General features: G+C 63.3%; 18 protein-coding genes. 9 read left to right on the top strand and 9 right to left on the bottom strand.

Annotated features, from left to right (window positions below):
* On the top strand, window positions 1–570 hold the full coding sequence (locus GVL04_RS05150) for a MepB family protein (RefSeq protein WP_159700500.1): 570 nt from the start codon (window positions 1–3) through the stop codon (window positions 568–570).
* Here the strand turns inward: GVL04_RS05150 and GVL04_RS05145 are convergent.
* The 4 genes from GVL04_RS05145 to GVL04_RS05130 all read right to left on the bottom strand — a co-directional run bounded on the left by GVL04_RS05145 (window position 556) and on the right by GVL04_RS05130 (window position 3,952).
* Window positions 556–1,182 carry an FMN reductase gene (locus GVL04_RS05145; protein WP_159700656.1) on the bottom strand — a complete coding sequence of 209 codons (627 nt, stop codon included), beginning with the start codon at window positions 1,180–1,182 and terminating at the stop codon, window positions 556–558. The genes GVL04_RS05150 and GVL04_RS05145 overlap by 15 nt on opposite strands.
* A gap of 91 nt (window positions 1,183–1,273) precedes the next feature.
* Window positions 1,274–2,230: an alpha/beta hydrolase gene (locus tag GVL04_RS05140; RefSeq protein ID WP_159700497.1), complete on the bottom strand. Its 957-nt coding sequence runs from the start codon at window positions 2,228–2,230 to the stop codon at window positions 1,274–1,276.
* A 60-nt stretch (window positions 2,231–2,290) separates the two neighbouring features.
* The gene (locus GVL04_RS05135; RefSeq protein ID WP_159700494.1) at window positions 2,291–3,373 is read right to left on the bottom strand and encodes an alpha/beta hydrolase; all 1,083 of its coding nucleotides are present in this window, start codon (window positions 3,371–3,373) and stop codon (window positions 2,291–2,293) included.
* A gap of 66 nt (window positions 3,374–3,439) precedes the next feature.
* Complete coding sequence (locus tag GVL04_RS05130; RefSeq protein WP_159700491.1) at window positions 3,440–3,952, bottom strand: GNAT family N-acetyltransferase; 513 nt, start codon at window positions 3,950–3,952, stop codon at window positions 3,440–3,442.
* 135 nt (window positions 3,953–4,087) lie between these two features.
* Between GVL04_RS05130 and GVL04_RS05125 the strand changes: the two genes are divergently transcribed.
* From GVL04_RS05125 to GVL04_RS05105, 5 genes are read left to right on the top strand one after another with little or no spacing between them, the layout of a single operon-like run.
* Window positions 4,088–5,530, top strand: a complete 1,443-nt coding sequence (locus tag GVL04_RS05125) for a GntP family permease (RefSeq protein ID WP_159700488.1) — start codon at window positions 4,088–4,090, stop codon at window positions 5,528–5,530.
* Window positions 5,531–5,573: 43 nt separating this feature from the next.
* Window positions 5,574–6,824, top strand: coding sequence for a CaiB/BaiF CoA-transferase family protein (locus GVL04_RS05120; protein ID WP_159700485.1), 1,251 nt, complete (start codon window positions 5,574–5,576; stop codon window positions 6,822–6,824).
* Window positions 6,821–7,804, top strand: a complete 984-nt coding sequence (locus tag GVL04_RS05115; RefSeq protein ID WP_159700482.1) for a hydroxymethylglutaryl-CoA lyase — start codon at window positions 6,821–6,823, stop codon at window positions 7,802–7,804. Before GVL04_RS05120 ends, GVL04_RS05115 begins: the two co-directional genes overlap by 4 nt.
* Window positions 7,805–7,806: 2 nt before the next feature.
* Window positions 7,807–8,796, top strand: a complete 990-nt coding sequence (locus GVL04_RS05110) for a D-glycerate dehydrogenase (protein WP_159700479.1) — start codon at window positions 7,807–7,809, stop codon at window positions 8,794–8,796.
* On the top strand, window positions 8,793–9,764 hold the full coding sequence (locus GVL04_RS05105) for a glycerate kinase (protein WP_159700476.1): 972 nt from the start codon (window positions 8,793–8,795) through the stop codon (window positions 9,762–9,764). Before GVL04_RS05110 ends, GVL04_RS05105 begins: the two co-directional genes overlap by 4 nt.
* On the opposite strand, the gene GVL04_RS05100 is transcribed toward GVL04_RS05105, so the two are convergent.
* On the bottom strand, window positions 9,761–10,207 hold the full coding sequence (locus GVL04_RS05100; protein WP_159700473.1) for an SRPBCC family protein: 447 nt from the start codon (window positions 10,205–10,207) through the stop codon (window positions 9,761–9,763). The genes GVL04_RS05105 and GVL04_RS05100 overlap by 4 nt on opposite strands.
* 85 nt (window positions 10,208–10,292) lie before the next feature.
* Entirely contained in the window at window positions 10,293–10,586 is a 294-nt protein-coding gene (locus GVL04_RS05095) for a DUF4287 domain-containing protein (RefSeq protein ID WP_159700470.1), read from the bottom strand.
* Between the two features lie 118 nt (window positions 10,587–10,704).
* Here GVL04_RS05095 and GVL04_RS05090 point away from each other — a divergent pair, with 118 nt between their 5' ends.
* Both GVL04_RS05090 and GVL04_RS05085 read left to right on the top strand, forming a co-directional pair.
* Window positions 10,705–11,106: a hypothetical protein gene (locus GVL04_RS05090; RefSeq protein WP_235036166.1), complete on the top strand. Its 402-nt coding sequence runs from the start codon at window positions 10,705–10,707 to the stop codon at window positions 11,104–11,106.
* A gap of 138 nt (window positions 11,107–11,244) precedes the next feature.
* Window positions 11,245–12,075 carry a hypothetical protein gene (locus GVL04_RS05085; protein WP_235036174.1) on the top strand — a complete coding sequence of 277 codons (831 nt, stop codon included), beginning with the start codon at window positions 11,245–11,247 and terminating at the stop codon, window positions 12,073–12,075.
* A gap of 6 nt (window positions 12,076–12,081) precedes the next feature.
* On the opposite strand, the gene GVL04_RS05080 is transcribed toward GVL04_RS05085, so the two are convergent.
* Window positions 12,082–12,981, bottom strand: a complete 900-nt coding sequence (locus tag GVL04_RS05080) for a diacylglycerol kinase family protein (protein WP_159700647.1) — start codon at window positions 12,979–12,981, stop codon at window positions 12,082–12,084.
* A gap of 194 nt (window positions 12,982–13,175) precedes the next feature.
* Between GVL04_RS05080 and GVL04_RS05075 the strand changes: the two genes are divergently transcribed.
* Window positions 13,176–13,385 (top strand): hypothetical protein, encoded by a 210-nt coding sequence (locus GVL04_RS05075; RefSeq protein ID WP_159700467.1) that lies wholly within the window; start codon window positions 13,176–13,178, stop codon window positions 13,383–13,385.
* 25 nt (window positions 13,386–13,410) lie between these two features.
* Here the strand turns inward: GVL04_RS05075 and GVL04_RS05070 are convergent, their stop codons facing one another.
* Both GVL04_RS05070 and GVL04_RS05065 read right to left on the bottom strand, forming a co-directional pair.
* Complete coding sequence (locus GVL04_RS05070) at window positions 13,411–14,160, bottom strand: class I SAM-dependent methyltransferase (protein ID WP_159700464.1); 750 nt, start codon at window positions 14,158–14,160, stop codon at window positions 13,411–13,413.
* Window positions 14,161–14,180: 20 nt separating this feature from the next.
* A complete protein-coding gene (locus GVL04_RS05065; RefSeq protein WP_159700461.1) occupies window positions 14,181–14,972 on the bottom strand; it encodes an IclR family transcriptional regulator in 792 nt (263 codons plus the stop codon).
* Window positions 14,973–15,022: the final 50 nt, after the last annotated feature.

The following is a 15,022-nucleotide window of genomic DNA, read 5'->3' as shown; positions in this document are numbered from 1 at the left end:
ATGGTTGCCCCAACGATCAGCCCCGGGAAAAAGTTCGGACGGACCAATGGATGGGATTCCAGAACGGGCAAGACCTGCGCGCATACTGAACGGATGATTCATCCCGATGTCCTCCAAGCACACCGGCTCGTGAACCAACTGGGGAACCAATGCTCCCGCCCCATTCCCGAGCAGGACAATGCTGACTACGGCGCCGCAACGGCCACGAGCGGCACAGCACTGATCCGTTTCCGCGTCGCCAAGGTCACTCCACGCAAGGTGGGTCTGTTCGTTGCAGTGTGGCGACGTTCGGCCTCTGGGGGTACTGAGCCCTTCCCGGCGGACCATCCCACAGCCAACAACGCCGACTTCCTGGTCATCTCAGTGCGGGAAGCTGGGAACTCGGGTCACTTCCTGTTCCCACGGTCCGCCGTCGTCACTCACGGAATTGGCTCAGTCAACGGCATCGGTGGCAAACGCGGATTCCGGGTCTATCCTCCGTGGTCCTTGACGTCGAACCGTCAGGCAAGGAAGACCCAGGAATGGCAGAACCCATATTTCCACGCTGAAAACGGATTACCGGCCAGCTGAGATCCCGGCCAGCAACTGCTCGAACGGCAATGACTCAAGGGCATCGTTTTTGCGGTTCGGTTGGGGGCCGCTGAGCAGCTGCACCAGTTCGCCCGCGGCCCGGTCCACGCGCGCCGAGAGGGGCGAGCCGCCGTCGTCGGTGTTTCCCCAGTCCTGGGGCCCCGCGAAGACTCCGGTGGCCGCAATCCTGGTGCGCAGGTAGGTGAACAGGGGGCGCATTGCGTAATCGAGGACCATCTGGTGGCGGTCGGTGCCGCCGGTCGCACCCAGCAGAACGGCTTTGCCGTCCAGCGATTTCGGGTCCAGGACGTCGATGAACGACTTGAACAGCCCGCTGTAGGAGGCGCTGAAGACGGGGCTGACGGCGATGATGGCGTCGGAATCGTCGACGCCGGCGATCACCTCAGCGAGGCGGGGAGCGGCATAGCCGGTGACGAAGTTGTTGGCGATGTCCACGGCGAGGTCGCGCAGTTCAACGACGTCGATCTTCGCGTCGTAGCCTGCCGCCCGCAACTGCCGCCCGGCGGAGGCGGCCAGCTGATCGGCCAGCAGGCGGCTCGACGATGGGACACCGAGTCCGGCGGAAAGGACGGTGATGCGGCGGGTTTCCATGGCATTCTCCTGTTGCTCGTTCATCCAGCTTACATGCATTTGCATCTAAATCAATGAACGGGGGCGTGCCCGCAAGTATTCCCGGAAGGCCTTAACTCCCCTCCAGCCGCGTCAGGAACGACACTGTTGCGGCGCCAATCTGCTCTTGGGCAACGTCGCGGCCCACGGTGGCTTCGCCGTCGCCGGGCTGTGGTCCATAGCTCCCAAAGAACGCATGGTTGCCGCCTTGGACCTCCACGAAGGTGGCGTCCGCGGGCAGCAGCTCGCGGGAGGCATTGATCTTCTCCGGCGTGCTGAGGCCGTCCTCCGAGCCCGAAATGGACAGGACCTTCAGCCCCGCGCGGTCCCGCATGGAATCCAAGGGGTAGGAGGCGTACAGCAGCAGGCCATCGACATCCGGGTTGCCCAAGGCGAACGAACTCGCGCTGACGCCGCCCAGCGAGTGCCCGCCAACCGCCCACGAGGAAATCTCCGGATGGGTGGCCATGGCGCCACGGGCCTGGTTTCCGTCCAACAAGCTGAGGTTCAGGGGCGTCTTGAGGATCACCACCAGGATCCCGGCATCCACTGCCGGCCGCAGGATGTCCGCGTAAGCCCGTGCCTCAACCCGGGCGCCGGGGTAGAAGACGAGGCCCCGGCTGGCCTGCCCGCCTTTGGGCGTCATGACAATCGCCGTCGGCTCTTCGACCACCGAAGCCTTGGAAGATGATCCGGCCGCGGCGGCACCCGGCTGGTAAGCGAAGGGATTCAGCCAAACCAGCATGGCCACCAGCGCCAGCACGACTACCCGCCCAGCCCACGCGCCTGCAGCCCTGAGCGCCGAACGCTTGAGGGACGCGCGGCGGCGCCACAGCAGAACTCCCCAGAGAAGTCCGACGACGACGGCAGTCACCAACAGCGCGGGCAGCAACGGGTGTCCGCGCAGGACAGCGGGATTCCCGAGCACCATCCACAGGGGCGCCAGGACCAAGGCGGCAACACACAGGGCAGAGGCCCAGAAGAGCGCCGGCCTGCGCGTGACGGGTGGGGCTTCAGGGGAAGAGGTCATACCTCAATAATAGTTCCATGATGGAGATACTTTGAATCACTTCGAGTGGCAGTCCTGTGACTACCGCCTCGGGGCATGGGTGGACAGGAAGGCGAACGTCTTGTCCCGTGCCTCCCTCGCCTCGTCGAAGTTCAGGTGGAACTGATACTCATGCGGCAGCTCCGGCTCATGGGTGGCGGGCCAGAACAGCTCGGTCACCGGAACGCCGGCATCCTTGAGGCGGTTGCTGTAGGGCACGGACTGGAGCCATGTGAGCCCGTCGCCGTTGCCGCCGCTGATGAATGTCGGCGGGAAGTCGTCAGTGACGAAATCGATGGTGGACATGGTGGCTCCGGCATAGGTAGCGGACCAGTCCTTGGTGCCCGTATAGGCCCAGAGGGACGTCTTGAAGCCCCAAGCGACGATGCCACTGAGGTCCGCCATGGCCCGAAGATCGTACACACCGCAGTGCAGGATGGTGGCCGCAAGATCGGACTTCTGAAGGGCAGGCTGGATTCCCATCAGGTTGGCATATTCAGGGTTCACGGTGAGCGTGGTCATCTGGCTCGCGAGCTGGGCACCTGCAGAGTCGCCGGCCAGGACGATGCGGCCGGGGTCAACGTTCAGTTCTGCGGCGTGGGCCTTGATGTAAGCGAGGGCTTCATTGATGTCCCGCACGGCGGTGGGGTACGTGGCCTCGGGGGCGATCGGATAGCTCATCCCGATGGTGGTGTATCCCTCGGCGGCGAGTATCTGGAGGTACGGGTTCACGTCGCGCTGCGCTCCGGAAATCCACGCTCCACCGTGAATCCACACCACTGTCGGCAGCGGAGTGGTGGTCCCGGCAGGGCTGAAAACGTCGAAGGTGGAACCAGGTTTGTAGACGACGCCAGTCTGGGTCTGCAGCGGGGTGTCCGGAACGTACGGCGTCATCTCGTCGATGGTCGCCTGCGCCCCACGCTCAAAGACACTTCGGATCAGCATCGCCGAAGGCCACGGAGTAGCGGAAAGGGCTAGAAGGACAACCAGGACCAGCAGGATCGCCAGGTCCAGTTTCTTCAGCCGTGAAGACCGTTTACGCGGCGAACGGACGCGGCCATTCAAACCAGCGCCCGCTGCTTGGCCCTGTTTCTCGCTGGCTTGGATCGATTCCAACGGCCCCATCACATACACTCCCCCAGTCGGCGCATCCCTGGACCCATGCTAAGGCCGCCACGGCGTTTCCCGAGGTCAGCCCTGCGGCCGCGCCGCCATCAGCAGGACCCCTTCGCCGCCGTCGAACGTTACGGTATGAAAACCAGCGCCCCGCGCGACCTCCCGGAATCCCCACTTCCGATGCAGGGCCAACGACGCCTCATTTCGGGCGTTAACCACATACCAGGCTTCTTCAGCATGCTCCCAAATCCAGCCGAGCCGGACGGCAGTCAGCTGTGCCGCGAGCCCCCTTCGTCGGAAATCCGGCCGTACGGTGACGCCACCCAAGTACTGGCCGGCCAGCGCGAGGCCGTCGGCAGAGTCCCAATAATGCGTCTTGGCCCAACCCACGACGGCGGACCCGCCGTCCGCGTTCACGTCATCCTGCGCTTCGGCCACCACGACGAGGCGGGCGGGGTCCGCGACCGCGGCACTGATGCTCGCGGTGAATCGCTCAGCGTCAGCAAGGGAAGTGCGCCCAGCGGAGATCTCCGCAGCGACAATGCCCGACACGTCGACGGGATGGGCTGGCCGGATAGTGAAGGACATCCGCTCAGTCTAATTTGCCGAAAAGGCTTGCATTATGAGTTCAAACTCATAATATGGGATTAGTGATGTGGCCTGCCTCACGGTGCGCATCAGATTCCAGCCTTCAATGTGGAAGGCCCAACGATCGGATTTCCCATGTCAGACATTGCTGTTCTGATCAACACAGCTGTCGCGGTCTTAGCCGCAGTGCTGTTGATCGTCCGGTTCCGGGTCAACCCGGTGATTTCCCTGATCCTCGCCTCCGTGTACCTCGGCTTGGCGGTGGGCCTCGGCGTCGAAAAGACCGTCGAGACCATCACCGGCGGCTTCGGCGAGATCATGGTGGACGTCGGCTTGCTCATCGCCTTCGGCGTCCTGATGGGCTCCATCCTGAACCAGAGCGGCGCGATCCGGCGCCTCGTGGAGCACCTCCTCAAAACGTTCGGCCCCAAGCGCCTCCCCTACACCATGGGCCTGGCCATCGGCACGGTCCTTCAATCGATATTCCTTGACGTGCTGCTCGTCATTTCCGCTCCGCTTGCCCGCAAACTGGCACCGAAAATCGGAAAGCTCGGCACGGCACGCATGGCCACTGCAATGGCCATCGCCCTTGAATGCGGCATTGTCTTCACCGTTCCCGGCGTCGCTTCCCTGGCCCTTGCCGGCCTTCTGAACGTGCCGCTCGGCAAGATGCTCCTGTTCGGCCTCCTGCTGGTCATCCCCACGATCATCATCTCCATCGCCATCATGACGTTCCTCTTCCGCCGCGGATTCTGGAATGAGGCCAAGGACGAGGACCACACGTTCGTGGCCGAGGAAGACAGCGAGGGCGAGGAACCTGAGAACGGCGGCCAGGCACAGGGCCAGCCAACCACAAACACTGAGCGAGGAACTGCGGCATCCAGCGCCCAACCGTCCGGCGGAAGCGTCGCCGTCGTCGAACGCGAACGCAAAGAAGCCCCGCTGATCCTGCTGTTCGCCCCGCTACTGACGTCATTGCTCCTCATCGGAGCCGGTGCCATCCTGGAGATTTTCGAGATCGAGCTGCCCTGGCTCCAACTCCTCGGCGAGCCCGTGATCGCCCTCCTCATTGGGCTGATCGGAACCTGCCTCGTGACGCGCGCGGCGATAGGCCAGAAGAAGGTTGAAGAGGCCATCGCGGTCGGCTTCAAGGAAAGCGGCCAGATCCTGATCCTCACGGGTGTTGGCGGCTCGCTGGCCGCGACGGTAGCCGCTGCCGGCTTGGGTGACATCCTGGGCGGCTTCTTCTCAGCGAGCACCGTAGCCCCGCTGCTCGTGGTCTGGGCCATCGCCGCGGTGCTGCACATCGCCGTCGGATCCGTGACGTTGTCCGCCATTACGGCAGCCGGCCTGCTGGCACCCATCGCGCCGGCCATCGGCCTCGATCCGGTCCTGCTGGCACTGGCTGCCGGTGCGGGCTCGCTCTTCATGGTTCACGTCACCAGCAACACGTTCTGGCTCCTGCAGTCACTTTTGGGCCAGAGTGTGAGGGGTGCACTCAAATCGGTCACGGTGGGAGTGTCCGTAGCCTCCGTTGTGGCAATCCTGCTGATCCTGCCCATGAGCCTGCTGTTCTAACCGGCCCTGCCAACCGCCTACCCACCACGCTCGAAAGAAGACCATGACACATCAAACAATCGCCCCTCTGGACGGCGTCCGGGTCCTGGAACTCGGTAACTACATCGCTGCTCCCACAGCTGGCAGGCTGCTGGCCGACTTCGGCGCAGAGGTCATCAAGGTTGAACGGCCCGGCACAGGCGACGAACTGCGCAACTGGCGCCTGCACAAGGGCAACACGTCCATGTTGTACCGCACGCTGAACCGCAACAAGAAGTCCGTGGTCCTGGATCTCCGTACGGAGGCTGGAAAGCAGGCCGTCCTGGAGCTCGTAGCCAAGTGCGACATCCTTCTGGAGAACTTCCGTCCCGGCACCCTGGAGAAATGGGGCCTGGGCCCCGAGGTCCTCAACGAGGCGAACCCGGACCTCATCGTCACCCGCATCTCTGCCTTCGGGCAGACGGGGCCGCTGTCCGAGCGGCCCGGTTTTGCCGCCGTCGCTGAAGCTTACGGAGGGTTCCGCAACCTGGTGGGCGACCCGGACCGTGCGCCGGTTCGGGTGGGCGTCTCCATCGGAGACTCGATCGCGGGTCTGTACGCCGCCTTCGGCTCCATGATGAGCCTGTACCAGCGTGAAGCACGACGCCGGGACTCGGCTTGGGCTGTTCCGCTCACCGAACGCATCATCGACGTCGCGCTGAATGAGGCCATGTTCTCCATGATGGAATCGCTGATCCCGGACTACCAGGCGTACGGCGTGGACCGGCAGCGCGTGGGCGGAAGGATGGAAGGCATCGCCCCTTCCAACGCGTACGTGTGCAAGGACGGCGCGAGCATTGTGGTGGCCGGCAACGGCGACTCCATTTATCAGCGGTATATGCAGACCATCGGCCGTCCGGACCTTGCCGAGGACCCTTTCCTGCAAACGAATGCCGGGCGGTGGGCGAAGCGTGAGGAGCTGGATCAGGCCATCGGCGAGTGGGCAGCCACCCTTTCAGGTGCTGAAGCCCTTGTGGCCCTCGAAGCAGCCGGCGTTCCTGCCGGTCCCATCTACACCGCGGCCGACATCAGCACGGACAGCCAGTATGCCGCCCGCAACATGATCCAAAAGTTCGACGTTTCCACCGGCGAGGAAATCCTTCCAGGAGTGGGCTTCCCCGGCATTGTTCCCGTGATCGGGGACCAATCCCTGCCCATCCGGAACCTGGGCCCGGACCTGGGCGAAAACACACAAGAAATCCTTGGCGGGCTCCTTCATATGGACGCCACGCAGATCAATGCGGCTTCAGGCCGCGAGGAGGTCCTCCGACCATGACCCACTTTGACAGCCCGCTGGCCACGACCCTGGGCGACACCATCCTGCGGGACGTCACCCTGCGTGACGGACTCCAGCTCACCGGCAAACTCCTGCCCACCGAGCAGAAGCTCGAAACCGTACGGGAACTGCTGCGCCTGGGAGTTCCGGCCATCGAGCTGGGCTCCATGGCCCGCGCCGACCTCGTCCCCACCATGGCCAACACGCTGGAAGTAGTCCAGGCCCTCACCCCCGAGGAACTGGAGAAGTGCTGGATCTGGGTAGCCACACCCGGTCACGTTGCCAAAGCTGCAGCCGCTGGTGCGAGGAACTTCCAGTACTGCTTGTCAGCCTCGGATTCGCACAATAAGGCCAATATCGGCCGGACCACGGACGAAAGCCTCGCCGCCCTGCCCGAAGCCGTCGAATACGCCCGCGCGGTGAATGGCCACATCCAGCTATGTATCGCTACCTCCTTCACCTGCCCCTTCGAGGGTTACGTTCCTGAGGAACGCATCCTCGCCATCGCCAACGACCCCCGGGCTGAAGGCACCACGGACATCGTCATCTGCGACACCTTGGGGCAAGCCGTTCCCGCGCAGGTGGCCCGGCTGATCACCCGCGTGCGGGAAGAGTCCCCTGCGCGTCGGATCGTCTACCACGGCCACGACACCTGGGGTTTGGGCGTGGCGAACACACTCGCCGCGATCCAAGCCGGTGCTGCCATGGTTGACGGTGCCCTCGGGGGTCTGGGAGGCTGCCCGTTCGCTCCCGGCGCCAGCGGCAACACCTCCAGCGAAGACATCCTCTTTGCGACACGTCCCGGGTGGCTCACTCCGGACGTCTTCGGGGAGCTTGTGGTGTTGTCTGAGAAATTGCTGGCCGAGCTGGGTGAGCCGAACCGCTCCAAGGCAGCCCAAGGAGCCCGTTCCAGGGCCGAAGCCTTCGACTGGGTCATGCCTTCCGCCGTTCAGCCGACCCCCGCTGGGGGCGGCAACTAAGCATGGGTCATCATTTCCTGGTCACCACGGCTATCCCGGAACCTGGCCTTCAGCTGCTGTCCGACGCCGGTCAGGTCACCGTCCTGCCCGAGCCGCCGGATTACGCGACGCTCTCCGCCTTGTGCGCCTCCGGCGACTACGACGTTGTCCTGACCCAACTGCGCGACGTCATTGACGAGCCACTGCTGGCCGGCGCCCGGGTGAAGGGTGTGTCCAACTACGCGGTGGGCTACAACAACATCGACATCGACGCCGCAACCCGGCACGGCATCCTGGTGGGCAATACGCCCGGCGTCCTGACCGATGCCACCGCGGACATCGCCATGCTGCTCATCCTGGGCACCGCCCGCCGCGTGGTGGAAGCGGACCGGATAGTGCGCGAAGGAAAGTTTCTTGGATGGGAGCCGGAGTTCATGCTGGGCCGCGACGTTTCCGGTGCCGTCCTGGGATTGGCCGGTTTCGGCAGGATCGCCCGGGCTGTGGCGCGACGCGCCCTCGGCTTCGGAATGGAAGTACTCTTCGCGCCGCGTCCTCCCGGTGATCGTCTGGTCTCCGACCAGGAACTCGGAGAATTCGCGGGCAAGGTCCAGCAGGTGACGTGGGGTTCGCTGGTGGAGCGCAGCGACTTCCTGTCCCTCCATGTTCCACTCAACGAGCAAACCCGGCATCTGGTGGATGCTTCCGTCTTGCAACGGATGAAGCCCGGTGGCATCCTCGTCAACACCGCGCGTGGACCGGTTGTGGATGAGGCGGCGTTGGTCGAAGCCCTGCGCAACGGCGTGATCGGTGGAGCGGGCTTGGACGTCTTCGAGAATGAGCCGCAACTTGCCCGCGGCCTCGCCGAGCTACCAAACACCGTGCTCCTGCCGCATGTCGGCAGCGCAACGGTCCCAGTCCGCGCCGAAATGGCCAGGCTCAGCGCCCTCAACGCGATCGCCATCGCCGAAGGCCGCCTGCCGCTCCACCCTGTCAACGCGCTGGTTCGGGCATGACCATTTTGGTGGCCCCGGACAGTTTCAAGGGAACTTACTCAGCCGCCGAAGTTGCGGCTGCCATTGCAGCGGGGATTCACGACGGCGGCGGCGCAGCTACGCAGCTTCCGGTTGCCGACGGCGGGGAAGGGACTTTCGACGCACTCTGCCGCAGCCTTCGCGCGTCTCCGGTGAGTGTCGACGTCGTCAATTCCTGGGGTGAGCCGCTACAGGCGATCCTGGGGCTGGCACCTGACGGAACCGCCGTCGTCGAGGTGGCGCAGGCGAGCGGGCTGTCCGCCGTCCGCACTACTCCGCAGGACGCGATGTCGGCCAGCACGTACGGGACCGGGCTCCTGATTGCGGCGGCGGTAAACCTCGGGGCCAAGACGATCCTTGTGGCAGCGGGTGGTTCAGCCACCACCGACGGGGGCGCAGGTGCTGTCCGTGCCATCGCCGAAAATGGCGGTTTGGGCGATGCCGGACTCACGGTTTTATCTGACGTCACCACCACATTCGAGGATGCCGCGCGGGTCTTCGGGCCACAGAAGGGGGCCGATCCAGGCACGATTGTATTGTTGGAGGAACGCTTGCGGCGCCTTGCGGATTCGCTTCCGCGAGACCCGTCCGGCGTGCCCCGAACCGGCGCAGCGGGTGGGCTCTCCGGAGGACTCTGGGCGCATTTTGACGCCGACCTGGTATCCGGATCCGACGCTGTGCTGGATGCGGCCGGATTCGATTCCCTGTTGCTCAATGCCGAGGCAGTGGTGGTAGGCGAGGGGCGTTTGGATTCCCAGACGGGCGAGGGAAAGATCATCTCTGCCATCTTGGACCGCGTACGTCAGTCAGGCCGGGCAATCCCCGTAGTGGCTGTGGTCGGCTCTGTTCACAAGGATCTGGGCAGTTACGCCGACAACTTTGCGCACGTGGTGATCGCTACCGACACCGCGGAAATGCGGGCTGCCGGCAGGGCAATCGCATCTCTTTAGGCCCTGCCTGCTCCGCCCGCCGCCATGAGTTCCAGGCGTTTGAGGGTCTCGCGGTTACGGCCAGCGATGAGGGGATCCCGCAGGGCCTTGGGCACCACCTTGCCAGGACCTCGGACTGCGTCTTCGGCGATGGTGACCCTGCACTGGAGGTCTCCGAGGTCCTCCAGCGTGATCACAACCTTGGCTTCGCCCAAGGGCCAACCCCTCGCCAGGAGTTCCAACGTCCGGCCTGCTTCCATGCCCGTGACGCGGGTGCTGTCGTCGATGAGGAAGGGCCAGGATCCTACGGAATGGTGCAACGTGGAGCCGGGCTGCGGCCACTGTTCGTCCACGGCTCGGATCCTCGAGGCGCCGACAACCCATCCTGAGTAGAGCCACCCGTTGGCGATGACCTTCCAAACGTCGGCGGAGGGGGAATGGAACAACTGCGTCACGGTGGACATGTGGATCCTCTCTGCGCAGATGTGGCCGCGGCAATGACGTTAAGCTAAGCATGCTTATTGTTTGCCCACCAGAGGCCGCTTCCCCTTACGGGCTTGGCTTGCTGGCCTTACCGTCCAGCCAGAGCATGTCCGACTCGTCCCGATGAACTCCGTCGGATCCAACGTGCTTGCTGTCGATCTTGGGGCCGTTCTTGATGACGTGCACCAGCGCCATTCCATGGCCGCGGCCAAGGTCATAGTCGGCCTTGAGCCATTCAAGAATGATTCCTGCCTTGACCGAGGGGTCATTGAAGCCCTTGGTTTCCGCGATTTCGACCAATTGCCTCGGAGTGAGGCCAGTCTTGTCTTCAATGGCATCGAGGTAAGCCTGAAACGACATCAGTGTCGCCTTTCGTTGTCAGTTTCGCGAACGGAGTACGTGCGGATATCGTAACCGTGCTTGGTGAATCATTGCCCCACCGCCGTGTAGCCTGAGGTCTTCAATTTGGGGGGAATTTATGGTTCGACCACGCAACGCTCAAACCCGTCAGCGTCTGGTCCGTCTTTCGGTACTCGTCCTCGTGGTGGCCTTCATTGCGTGGATCGGGTCTGCACTTTGGACCGCGGTAGATGAAGCAGGGGTTCCATCCGACTCCGCCTTCCAGCCTGTTCCGCCGCCCAGCAAGGCGGGAGCGATCTCCACTGAGTGTGGATCCGGAGGCTGTTGGCGGGAAATGGTCGTGGAGGTCAAACCCCCGCAGACTGCAGAATCGGTTGCCGCCGAGATGGGTCTGGCATCGGAACGTTGCGAGCCCATGAACTTATGGACGCTGCGAAAGACCTGCACCGGGGTGGCCAATGCCCGCGGTGAGGGGCTCAACATTTACCTGAAGTACTCCCTCTTGCTTTCCAACTATTAAGGGGCGATTCCGGCCTGCTGCATGTAAGGGCGTAAACGGCCGCAAGCCCCCCGCACGGCTGAAAAGAGCCCCTACACTGATCGCATGGTGTGCCGAGGGTGGCGTTCATTTGCTGTGGGTATGGCCGTGGCTGTGGCTATGCCCCTCTTGGCCGCGTGCGACTCCCGCGATTCCGGCTCGCAGCCCACTAGAGGAAGCGCCGCCCCCATCACCGTTGAGGTCAACCAGTCCCGGGACCAGTACGGCAAGATGGCCATCCTGATACAGCTCACCAACACCACGGACACACCCCTCACGGTTACCGGAGCACGGGTGGATTCGTCCTTGTTCGACGGCGGCATCTCCTGGCAGCCATCGAAAGACGGACTTGAATTGCCGCCCCACCAGCCCAAAAGCATTCCCGCAGATTTGCCTGCAGCCGCTTGTGGAACGTCAGAAGATGCTTCCGCCAAAATCCAGGCGAAGCTCAATTACTCCGAACCAGGCAAAGAGCCCTTGGAGGAGACCGCCGACGCGTCCGATCCATTCGGCGTCCTGACCAGAAACGCCGGCGAGCTGTGCATCGCTGCGGAAGCCGCCGCCGTCGCCACCATGGTCTTGGACCCTGGTCTTGAGATCGCAGCGGACGGAAGCACCGCCGTCGTGCGTCTTATCGTCACGCCGGTTGGTGCCACCCAAAGCCTCACGATTGAGTCCATCGACGGAACCACGCTGCTGGCAGAGACACCCACCGATCCCTGGCCCCGGAACGTCACCATTGCGCCCGGGGACGCCGTCCGCGCCTTGTCCTTGCGCATCCGACCTGCCCGCTGCGATCCCCATGCAGTTGCCGAGGACAAAGTTGGGACGCTCCTGCCCTTGAGGGTCAAAGTGGGAGAACGGCAGGGCTTGGTGAAGATTGCGGCGTCACCTGAGCTGCGCGGCCGCATTTACGACTTCGTCACTGCCGCCTGCGCCCCAACACGCTAGGCGGGACTAGCCGAGCGTGGCCAGGGCGCGGGGAGCGCATTCCACCGTGACCTTGACGTCGGCTTCGACACTCTTCACCTCGCCGTCCATTTGGTACGGCATTGGCTTGAGCGTAGTGAATTCGTAGCTGCTGACGCTGGGTTGATCACCCAGGCCCTGCGTGGTGGCCTTCAGCGCAGTCAGGAGAACGCGCCATTTTGGCATATGCGGGAAGATGATGACCTCAAATTTCCCATCAGATGGGTGGTTTGCCGCCTCGCTGAGCGTCGCGTACTTAGCCATCTCCGGGATGTTGGCGAAGACAAGACTGTCGAACTTGTGGCGCTTCCCGTCCTCCAGCCGGATGGCAAAAGGCTCGAACTTGGAAAAGGTCTGGATCACGGTGACCATTTCCGTCAGTGCCCCCTTGTTGCCCTTTTCCAGTTCAGTAGCAACCACAGGGGTGAGGCCGAATCCTATGTACGAATGCGCATATTCGAAGGGCTCATTCTCTTTTTGGCCGGTATGGATACGGAGAAGGTCAATGTTGTGAACGTGGCCTTCTGCAATGGCCTCTTCCAAGGGTTTGGTGCCGATAATCCGGCTGTGGTCGTTGGCATTTCCCGCGGCCAGTACTGCCGCGACGGCCCTCGGGTTTTCGGCCTGCATCACACCATTGACCACCTCGTTGTAGCCGCCATCGCCGCTCACCGAGACCACAAGGACATCGCCGCCCTTGGCAGCGGCATCCCGCGCTAGTTCGACGGCGTGGCCGGCATGCTCCGTGGGTTGCAGGGTGATTTCGGGCTGGTACGTGAGGAGCTCCTGCAGCCGGTCATGCAGCTGCTGCGCGAGCTCAGGCGCATCCCCCGTGCTGTTGGGATTGAAGATAATGACGATCGACTCAAAGGTCCGGGCAGAATCCACGGTGTGCTCCTGATTCATTGCGAGGTCCCTTTTCAGGCGGTAGTTTCCCTCGGAGGTTCCCATAGTATTCGCAATGCGATGGGGGTTTCGGATGAACACTGAACGTGGAAACATGAAAACGGGTTTCCGGAAGCGGAAATCAACGTCAATCAGCCTGATGCGGTCCGATACTGCGTCAGCAGTGGGGAAAGCCCATGGAAGACTCACGCCAGACGGCACGAACGCTGATCCTGGAACACGAGATCACCTTGGATGATTTATGGGCCTGGTATTGGGCCAACGGCGGGAACGCCAGGCCCTGGGACCTCGACGCCTACCTCTTTGGAATCCAAGAGCGTGATCCTTTCGACCTGAAAATTCTCGAGTGGGCCATGGAAGACCTCGACGCCCGCTCGATTCTCTGACTGCTGCCGACGTGGCCGCTGCAGGCTATCGCCGCGCCTCGATCAGGTGCCGTGTTGAGTGGGCAACGAATGGCTTTCCCGCCCGCATCGGCCCGTCCAACTCCCTCAGCTTGCCCAGGTAGCGTTCTGCTGAGAAATCGGGGACCCACCACACACATTTGCGCAGGATCCACACCACAGCGCCCACGTCGAAGAACTCCATCCGGCACCGGGTGGTGCGGAGGTCCGTGACAGTGAGCCCTGCTGCATCGGCGGCCGCTGCCTCGGCCACGGAGTCACGGCCCTTCCTCTGTTCAGGCAGCGGACCGAGGAAGTGCTCAATCAGCTCGAAGGCCGACGCCGGGCCAACGTGCTGGGCGAAATAGTGGCCGCCAGGTATCAGCACCCTGCGGATTTCCTCCCAGTCGGGGCTGACAGGGTGCCGCGCACTCACAAGCTCGAAGAATTCGTCGGGGAAGGGCAGGCCCGAACCCTCAGTTGTCTCAACGATGTCCACCCCGCGGGGGCCAAGCCGGTCCCGGGCCCGCTGGGCGTTGGGCGGCCATCCCTCGGTTGCAGCAATGCGTTCGGGGAACCTCGCGGCCTCAGAGAGCACCTCCCCTCCGCCGGTGTCCAGGTCAAGGGCACTCCGGACGGTGTCAAGACGGCCCGCCAGAAGCTTCGCGAATCCCCACGGCGGCCGTTCTTCGGTAGCGCGCCCGTCCAACCAGCTGAATCCCCAGCCGTTCACGTCGGCTTCAACAGCCTCTTGGACCAAGGTCTCAAAATCGCGCATCTGTTATTTCTCCCTACGGTCTAGCTCTCGCCGGGGAACCGCCCGCCGATCAGCCGGGTCATGTGCTCAGCTGTAGCGAGGAGTGGCTCCACCCAGGCCTCGCATGTTTCCAACGGCATCCGGAGGGTTGGTCCGCTGATGGTGACGGCGCCCACCAACCCGGCAGCCGAATCGAAAACCGGCGCGGATAGCCCGGAGGCGCCATCTTCCCGCTCCCCCACTGTGATCGCGAATCCATCGGCGTGGGTCTTCTTGACTGCGGCTTCCAATTCCTCGGAGCTGGTGATGGTGTAGTCAGTGATCGATTCCAAGGGGTCGCGCAGGACAGCCTCCTTCAGGTCAGGTGACCAAGCGAGCAGCACCCTGCCTGCCGAACCTGCATGGAGCGGGACAATCTTGCCCAAGTGCATCTCACGGCGAAGCGCGTGATGCGTATCAGCCATGGCCACGCACACCCTGTAGTGCTGTTCGGCTTTGAAGAAGCACGCTGTCTCGCCGGTGGTGTCCCGCAGCGTCTTGAGCAGCGGACTCAAGATGTCCACAACCTCCATCCCCCGGGTTGCAGGGGCCGCCCAGTACGCCATGCGCATGCCGATGCGGTAAGCATCGCCCTCCCGGTCAAGGAAGCCTTGGGATGTCAGATTCGTGACCAGCCGCTGCACCGTGGAGGTGGGCATGCCGGTGAACTCGCGGATGTCGGCCAACTGCAGCACTGGGTTCGACAAGGAAAAGGCGTCCAAAATGGACGTGATCTTGCCCAGTACGAGCAAAGGGTTGCCGTTGGCCTTCGCGGAAGCATCGGATGCTGACATAGGACTCACGCTAAACGCTGCAACGGAGTCGCGCCAATCCCGCCGGTAGG

The organism is Arthrobacter sp. 18067 (genome assembly GCF_902706295.1).
Lineage (GTDB): Bacteria > Actinomycetota > Actinomycetes > Actinomycetales > Micrococcaceae > Arthrobacter.
Note: the sequence above shows the minus strand (reverse complement) of the source record. Positions and strands in the feature narration are given on the sequence as shown.